This is a genomic window from Marinospirillum insulare DSM 21763, from assembly GCF_000686905.1.
GTDB lineage: Bacteria > Pseudomonadota > Gammaproteobacteria > Pseudomonadales > Halomonadaceae > Marinospirillum > Marinospirillum insulare.
Genome location: NZ_JMLW01000058.1, coordinates 1 through 6,603, shown reverse-complemented (window position 1 = coordinate 6,603; position 6,603 = coordinate 1). Strand labels below are relative to the sequence as shown.

Annotated in this window: 8 protein-coding genes and 1 tRNA gene; 3 read left to right on the top strand and 6 right to left on the bottom strand. The window is 39.1% G+C overall.

Annotation, left to right across the window (positions count from 1 at the left end):
- On the top strand, positions 1-326 hold a 326-nt coding region (locus BP27_RS0113365), incomplete at its 5' end, for an IS30 family transposase (RefSeq protein WP_027851897.1).
- 82 nt (positions 327-408) lie between these two features.
- On the opposite strand, the gene BP27_RS0113360 is transcribed toward BP27_RS0113365, so the two are convergent.
- The 4 genes from BP27_RS0113360 to BP27_RS0113345 all read right to left on the bottom strand — a co-directional run bounded on the left by BP27_RS0113360 (position 409) and on the right by BP27_RS0113345 (position 3,622).
- Positions 409-675, bottom strand: coding sequence for a hypothetical protein (locus BP27_RS0113360; protein ID WP_027851961.1), 267 nt, complete (start codon positions 673-675; stop codon positions 409-411).
- A 32-nt stretch (positions 676-707) separates the two neighbouring features.
- On the bottom strand, positions 708-1,682 hold the full coding sequence (locus tag BP27_RS0113355) for a BsuBI/PstI family type II restriction endonuclease (protein WP_027851960.1): 975 nt from the start codon (positions 1,680-1,682) through the stop codon (positions 708-710).
- Between the two features lie 11 nt (positions 1,683-1,693).
- Positions 1,694-3,217, bottom strand: coding sequence for an Eco57I restriction-modification methylase domain-containing protein (locus BP27_RS0113350; RefSeq protein ID WP_027851959.1), 1,524 nt, complete (start codon positions 3,215-3,217; stop codon positions 1,694-1,696).
- A 201-nt stretch (positions 3,218-3,418) separates the two neighbouring features.
- The gene (locus tag BP27_RS0113345; RefSeq protein WP_027851958.1) at positions 3,419-3,622 is read right to left on the bottom strand and encodes a toxin-antitoxin system HicB family antitoxin; all 204 of its coding nucleotides are present in this window, start codon (positions 3,620-3,622) and stop codon (positions 3,419-3,421) included.
- Positions 3,623-3,780: 158 nt separating this feature from the next.
- Between BP27_RS0113345 and BP27_RS0113340 the strand changes: the two genes are divergently transcribed.
- Both BP27_RS0113340 and BP27_RS0113335 read left to right on the top strand, forming a co-directional pair.
- Positions 3,781-4,362, top strand: a complete 582-nt coding sequence (locus BP27_RS0113340) for a JAB domain-containing protein (RefSeq protein ID WP_245597854.1) — start codon at positions 3,781-3,783, stop codon at positions 4,360-4,362.
- Positions 4,363-4,472: 110 nt separating this feature from the next.
- On the top strand, positions 4,473-4,844 hold the full coding sequence (locus tag BP27_RS0113335; protein ID WP_027851956.1) for a hypothetical protein: 372 nt from the start codon (positions 4,473-4,475) through the stop codon (positions 4,842-4,844).
- 66 nt (positions 4,845-4,910) lie between these two features.
- On the opposite strand, the gene BP27_RS0113330 is transcribed toward BP27_RS0113335, so the two are convergent.
- Together BP27_RS0113330 and BP27_RS0113325 are read right to left on the bottom strand one after the other, a co-directional pair.
- Complete coding sequence (locus tag BP27_RS0113330) at positions 4,911-6,119, bottom strand: tyrosine-type recombinase/integrase (protein ID WP_051610586.1); 1,209 nt, start codon at positions 6,117-6,119, stop codon at positions 4,911-4,913.
- A 182-nt stretch (positions 6,120-6,301) separates the two neighbouring features.
- A tRNA-Val gene (locus BP27_RS0113325) sits at positions 6,302-6,378 on the bottom strand.
- Between the last annotated feature and the right edge of the window lie 225 nt (positions 6,379-6,603).

The window sequence follows — 6,603 nt, the reverse complement described above, 5'->3', positions numbered from 1 at the left end:
CACCCTTTGCTTCTGTTGGTTTAGTACATACTCTAACGGCAGATAATGGTAAAGAGTTTGCTGAGCATCAAGCCATTGCAAAAGCACTGAATTGTGACTTTTACTTTGCAGACCCTTATGCTTCTTGGCAACGTGGATTGAATGAAAATACAAATGGCTTAATACGTCAATACTGCCCCAAAGGTTCATGCTTTAAGCACTTAGATGATGAGCATTTTGAATTCATTATGCATCGTTTAAATAACCGACCTAGGAAAACACTTGGAATGAAAACACCAAATGAAGTATTGTTTGAAGAATTACAGGCTGTTGCACTAGCAAGTTGAATCCAAGGTTGTTAAAAACAGGCAGCGACTAAAATAACTGCTTGCTGGGTGGGTAGATTTTCAATGGTATAAGACTAAATAATTAATTTAACAAAACTGATCTGTTTTCATATAAATCTATCATTTTCTCTATTGGCAAATCATACCCAAGCCACTTATTTTTAATCTTTACTATATCAAACTCGCAACTTTCTTCTAAAAGCATTTCTAACATTTCCTCTGTTTCCAAAACCTTGTATTCTGGCCATTGATCTATCAAAGGTCTAGCCTTTTGAATAGCATCTTGCGGACTAGTTCCTACGTAAGCCTCTTCAATTTGGGGATCGCCCCATGTAATCATATAAAACATAAAATCCTCGATAAGTTATATTAAAAATTCTTTTAATGTGGACCTAAAAAACGATCACCATTGAAGTGAATCATATGGTCTGGATTATCCGCTATCCAAACTTCAGTTTCCCAAGCTATATCCGCTGCATTTTTTCGGAATTCTGCACGGTCTGGAAAAGCGGTAACGTACACCAAGCCAACTTTGCAATCTTTGAAAGCCTGTTCTAGCTCAATCCAGCGTTTAGGTGACACAGGTCCATGACTTGTAACAGCTTCGATTAAAAATAACCATTTTCGTTTTTCATCGTATACCACAACGTCCGGCAGTTTGTCATGTGACATAGGTGGAACACCTAAGCTATCCAAATGGTCAGACTCCAAATACATGAGTTTGCCGCCTTCCTTGCGACTACTGGCAGTATCACCTATGTACAGAAGTCGTCCGCCCTCACCAATAAAACGCGAACAAAAGTCGTGAATAATATCTGCATGAAGTTGGTTGTGTTTGCCGGGTGACAACTTGATTACATCGCCATCAGGTAAGGTGATTGGAATTTGATACTTTTGAAGGGTGCGCTCGTAAAGTGCTTGCAACTCAGGAACTACTTGTTTAAATTTTTGAATCTTTTGTTTCCAGTTACCATTAGGGTAATTTTTTACTATCTCAATAATGGATTCGTTCAACGAGTAATTATTATCTTTACTGTTAGTGGCTCGTAAAGGATCGTCCCGGTTGCGGTCAATAATTCGGGCTTGTTCAAACTGGTGAAGGGTTTGCTTTCTAATTGTTTCGCGGCTATTTGGCTTGTAGTCCTTGCCGTAATGATTGCGTATAAAATCCATAATCACATAGGTTGGCAGTAATGGAGCGGTAGCAACTTCCCACCTTTCATCAGGTTTAACATTAGCCAGCGCTAAAAAAACCCATGCTGAGCGATCATTACATTGAGCGGGTGGCAACCCCAAATTTTTAAGTATCTCTTTTGCTTGTTCAAGCTTAGCTTGTTGTTGTCCTGTGAACTCCAAGGTACTTTTCCTTAAATTATTTCTTTGATCATTAAAACTCTATTAACAATGACATCGTTCTGATCTGCATCAAAGGCTTTAAGATTTAACACCTTTTCACCTATGGATTTAACTTGGTCACGTGTTGGGAATCGCATTACACGTATTTCAGTTGCATTTACCTGGGTATTACCAGATATACACCTAAAGTAGCGATCAAAAAATGATCCATTGAAGATAGCGCATAAACCATAAGCTTCTGCTTTTGTCAGATCACCAGACTTCACACCTATATAGTTGATCTTGTTTCCAAATCCAACAAATTCAAAACCCTCAAAATACTCTGCCAGATATACGCCAGACACTAAGCGACGTTTTTCATCTTTAGAAGAAAAACGTTTCAGAAGCACGTAGTTTTTATTACACAAGGTGTGCTTTTCATATTTCTCTTGCAGCTCAAAACGAACATCTTTTTTATTTTTGCCAGTCCACAAAGCGGTATAGGGTGTAACATTGTGCGGCCTATACAACGCCACAGTATTACTTTGGTTGCTTGGCGGCACGATGAAGTCTCTTGCTCTATGCTCAACTACTGGACCAGTAGAAATAAAATAACCTGAATCTATGAATGTTGACTCTAGCTGCTCAGCTTGCTTTAAAAGAATTGCTTCTGTAAGTGATTCAGGAATTCTTATCAATTTTTGATCGTTTGAAGGGTCAACAATTAATTCAATGGGGTAATTTTGTATAGTTGCACTTGCCAAGCTTGAATGACAATCACTAGCTCGAACTTCAACCGCTTCATAATTGGCATCTTTCACGAACTTACAAATAATATTTTCTTGTAAGACTTTATCAGCATCATTTTTAAAAATGCGGTCACGGTGTTTAAAAATATGAATTGATTGAACTGCCGTGGTGTTCAACAGGTAATGCCTGAAGTTTTTGAAGTAAAGTCCATTAGTAAAGCTACGCGGGGTAATTGCCACCATTTGACCTCCTTTCTTGAGACTGGCGGCAACAATTGCCATGAAAGAAGCGTATATATTTGGATCACCGCTATACAGATCACTAACAGCCTTAGCATAAGGTGAAGTTTTAACACTGTATTTGAAATACGGTGGATTGATAACCGATACATCAAAGGACTCTGTTTTGTCTGGTCGCTCAAGAACAAAATCACTATTACGAATTTCAAACGTAAACCTGCCTTTCTTCGACTGATAAAGACTTTCAATGACCTTCATAGTCTCATTCAGGTGCATGATAACCGTAGAATCTAGCTCATATAAAACTGCGTGAACCACCTTGCAGCCCAACTCCAAGAGTTTCACAGCAGTTGATGCAGTTAAAGTGCCAGTACCGGCACCGGCATCAAGAATTCTTATATTCCTTCTTTCGGGTTTATGTAGCATCGAAGCCATATAATCGGCAACAACTGGGCTAGTAAAAAACTGTCCTAATGCTTTTCTCTCTTGCACAGACTTAGTAAGAAAAAAAGCACTCTGAAGACTTACCATGTTATTGGCCGACTCAATTAATGGCTGTTTAAGCAAACTTATTACCTCTAGACTAAAAATCTTCTATCTTACTGTGATCGCGCAAGACGACAAACAGTTATTTAATAAACTAAACCTAAACAACGTAGGTACTTAGCTACCAACCAGCAACAGCATCTATTAGTAAGCTTAACACCTGATTACCTGTGGAGCAGCATCTTGTTAGCTGTTTTAGGTTTCCAAGGGCTAATATTCTTTTTAGGTAACACGATTTATCGAAAAGTTTAACCTTTCAATTACCCACTCATTAAGCGATTTTCCAGACCTTTCCGCTTCAAGCTTCCACTTATATTTATCATTATCATTACATCGAAGGCTAAGACTGTCGTTAGCTGGTCGGTCGTATTTTTTGGCATATTGATTACCAGCCATGTGATCATAACGGTTTGGGGTATCAGACATATTTTTCTCCATTCATTCGCAATGTTTGTAATACATTCTCATAATGCCAAGTCTTTTCAATAATTGCAACACATACTTAATTCTAATTTTTGTCACCCTTGCCTTACCTACCATTGAAAACAGCCATTTTGGCTAGTTACAAATGAATAGGTACAAACATGAATAACATTAATCAAGTTGCGAAGACCTTGCGTGTAAGCCTAGAAGTTGCCGAAAAAGCAATGGATTATGGTTTAATGAAACTGGCAACTAAGCCTGAGGATGGATTACAGCTTTTAGGGATCGAATCCCATGCTATTTTATGGCAAGCATTTAATCTTGTGGAGATCGGCTTAGAGCAACAGATTCATCGTAGTGAAGGTTTAACGTCACCTGAAAAGGCTGAAAAAGAGCTAATTAATCTTCTTAAACTGAAGTATCAAAACCTTGAGCATGAGGTGTTTGGACTAGTTTGGCTAGACAATCAACATCGAGTTTTAGATGTTGAGATACTTTTTAGGGGTACTATAGACGGTTGCTCTGTCTATCCTAGAGAAGTTCTGAAATCTGCTCTCAAGAGTAATGCAGCAGCAGTTATAATCTTTCATAATCACCCATCAGGATCAGATGTTCCAAGTGAAAGTGATAAACTTATAACTAGCAAATTGCAACAAGCCCTAGATGTGATCGAAGTTAGAGTTCTGGATCATTTGATCTTAGCTGATTCTACTGTCAGCTTTAAGAAACTAGGTCTATTGTAAATTTTGATAAATTCATCCCCGACTTCTGTCGGGGTTTCTAATGTCACCCTTGCCTTACCTACCAATGAAAACAGCCATTTTGGGCTAGTTATAATGAGTAGGTATAAATTATGAATGTTACTATTGAGCAAGAAAAAAGAATTGCTAGCATCATAAAAAGGCAATTAAAAGGAATGATTGGCAAGATTTGGCTTAGTAAAGGCTTCTCTAATGAGCAACTTTCTAAAGCTTTACGAGGTTTTTTAGTAAGCGGTACAGAAATAAGTCTTGCTGATTTTTTGGAGCTAGAGTTAAAGAAAACTGTTAGGTGTTGTGCCAATTGTGGCTCATCAATTACTGATTATGATGTAAAGCGTAAGCTACATAGCGCAATATCAGCTGGTTGTACTGAACAAGCTTTTATGGCTGCAGAGGCTAAAAATGACTTTCCACTGTGCTGGGATTGCTTCAGCTACATGCTTGACTATAAAGAACAATTTTAAACAGTTTGTACTTTATAAGGCTAAAGTAAATTATTAAATTCATCCCCCGACTTCTGTCGGGGTTTCTTAGTTTGTTTTTAAACTGTCAAGATAATCTGCCCAAGCCTGCATCATTTCTATTCGCTGGTCTAAGTGTTTAGTCCGATTGTAGGCACGGCCATTTACATCTTTAACCGTGTGGGCTAGTTGTTGTTCTATCCAATCAACTCTAAACCCCAGCACTTCATCTAGTAAGGTTCTTGCCGTTGCTCTAAAGCCGTGGGGGGTGACCTCATCTTTTGAATAGCCCATATCCCTTAGAGCCGTTCTAACTGCTGCATCACTCATACAACGAGTTTTCCCACGAGCACTAGGGAAAACATAGCGACCATTTCTGGTGAGAGGTTCTAGGTTTTTAATTAGGCTGATTGCTTGATCTGCTAAAGGCACGATATGCGCGTTACGCATTTTCATTTTTTCGGCAGGTATTAACCATAACTTCTTATCAAAATCTAGCTCTTCCCACTCCATGGCGCGGATTTCACCTGGCCGCTGAAAGAGAAGTGGACTTAGTTGCATAGCAGTTTTCGTAACCGGCCTCGCGTTACTGTTATCAATATCCCTCAATAGACGACCTAAACTAGTGGGATCAAGCATTGCCGCTCTATGCGTCACTAAAGGCTGTTTTAGTGCGCCTATGAGTTCTCTAGCTGGATTTTGATTAGCTCTGCCGGTTTGTATTGCGTAGGCAAACACTTGAGCCGCAGTAGCACGGCATCGGTGCGCGGTATCAATTGTTCCAGTTGATTCAATATCGCGTAAAATACCTAACATTTCCGGTGCACTAATTGCTGCTATTTGTCGGTTTTTTAGTTTTGCTAGGTGTTTAAATAGCATCCGTTCTGCACGAACTTTATGACCAACAGACTTATCCGACATGTAGTAACTTAGCCATTCATGGCTTATGGCTTCAAAAGTATTTTTAGCGTCATCAGAGTCACTAAGCTGTTCAGCTTTTTTGGCATCATTAGGGTCTATGCCATTCATCAAAAGCTTATAAGCTTGTTCATGCAGCTGTCGGGCTTCACCAAGGCTAACTTGAGGATAAACACCTATTGATAGAGTTTTTTGCTTATCAAAAAACCTGTAGTTGTATCGCCAGTATTTACTACCGTTCGGCCTAACTTCTAAATATAAGCCATAGCCATCTGAGTAACGCTTGGTTTTCTCTAGCGGTTTTATTTTTCTCAAGCTAACAGCTACAAGCTTGCGCCTTGAGCTATCTAAAATGGTCATAGCGAGCCTTTTGTTGGTACAAGGTTTTCAGAAATGATTTCTGCCAACAAATATACCAACAAACTCATTAGATTGCATTGAGATAGTTTAGACGGGCTTAGATTACCAGAAAGCAAAAAGCCCCATTTCATGGGGCTTTGGCTACCAGCTTAGATTAGCTTAGACTGGCTGATACTTGTAATTGGTAGAACTACCCGGACTCGAACCGGGGACCTCCACCATGTCAAGGTGGCGCTCTAACCAACTGAGCTATAGTTCTAAAGATGCGCTATTATAGCCACTCATTTTACAAATGCAAGAAGTAAAACCATGAAATTCAAGCTGTTGCAGGCTTGACTGCTTTTAACCTAAGTTGCTGTTGTGCCCTTTCCTTAGGTAACTTAGACTTAACTAATACTTCTAGTTACTTGGATTCAACTTGCTAGTGCAACAGCCTGTAATTCTTCAAACAATACTTCATTTGGTGTTTTCATTCCAAGTGTTT

Excerpts from the sequence above, each read along its gene's own strand:
- BP27_RS0113360 (WP_027851961.1), bottom strand. The coding sequence starts at position 675 with ATGTTTTATATGATTACATGGGGCGATCCCCAAATTGAAGAGGCTTAC.
- BP27_RS0113340 (WP_245597854.1), top strand. The coding sequence starts at position 3,781 with ATGAATAACATTAATCAAGTTGCGAAGACCTTGCGTGTAAGCCTAGAA.
- BP27_RS0113345 (WP_027851958.1), bottom strand. The coding sequence starts at position 3,622 with ATGTCTGATACCCCAAACCGTTATGATCACATGGCTGGTAATCAATAT.
- BP27_RS0113330 (WP_051610586.1), bottom strand. The coding sequence starts at position 6,119 with ATGACCATTTTAGATAGCTCAAGGCGCAAGCTTGTAGCTGTTAGCTTG.
- BP27_RS0113335 (WP_027851956.1), top strand. The coding sequence starts at position 4,473 with ATGAATGTTACTATTGAGCAAGAAAAAAGAATTGCTAGCATCATAAAA.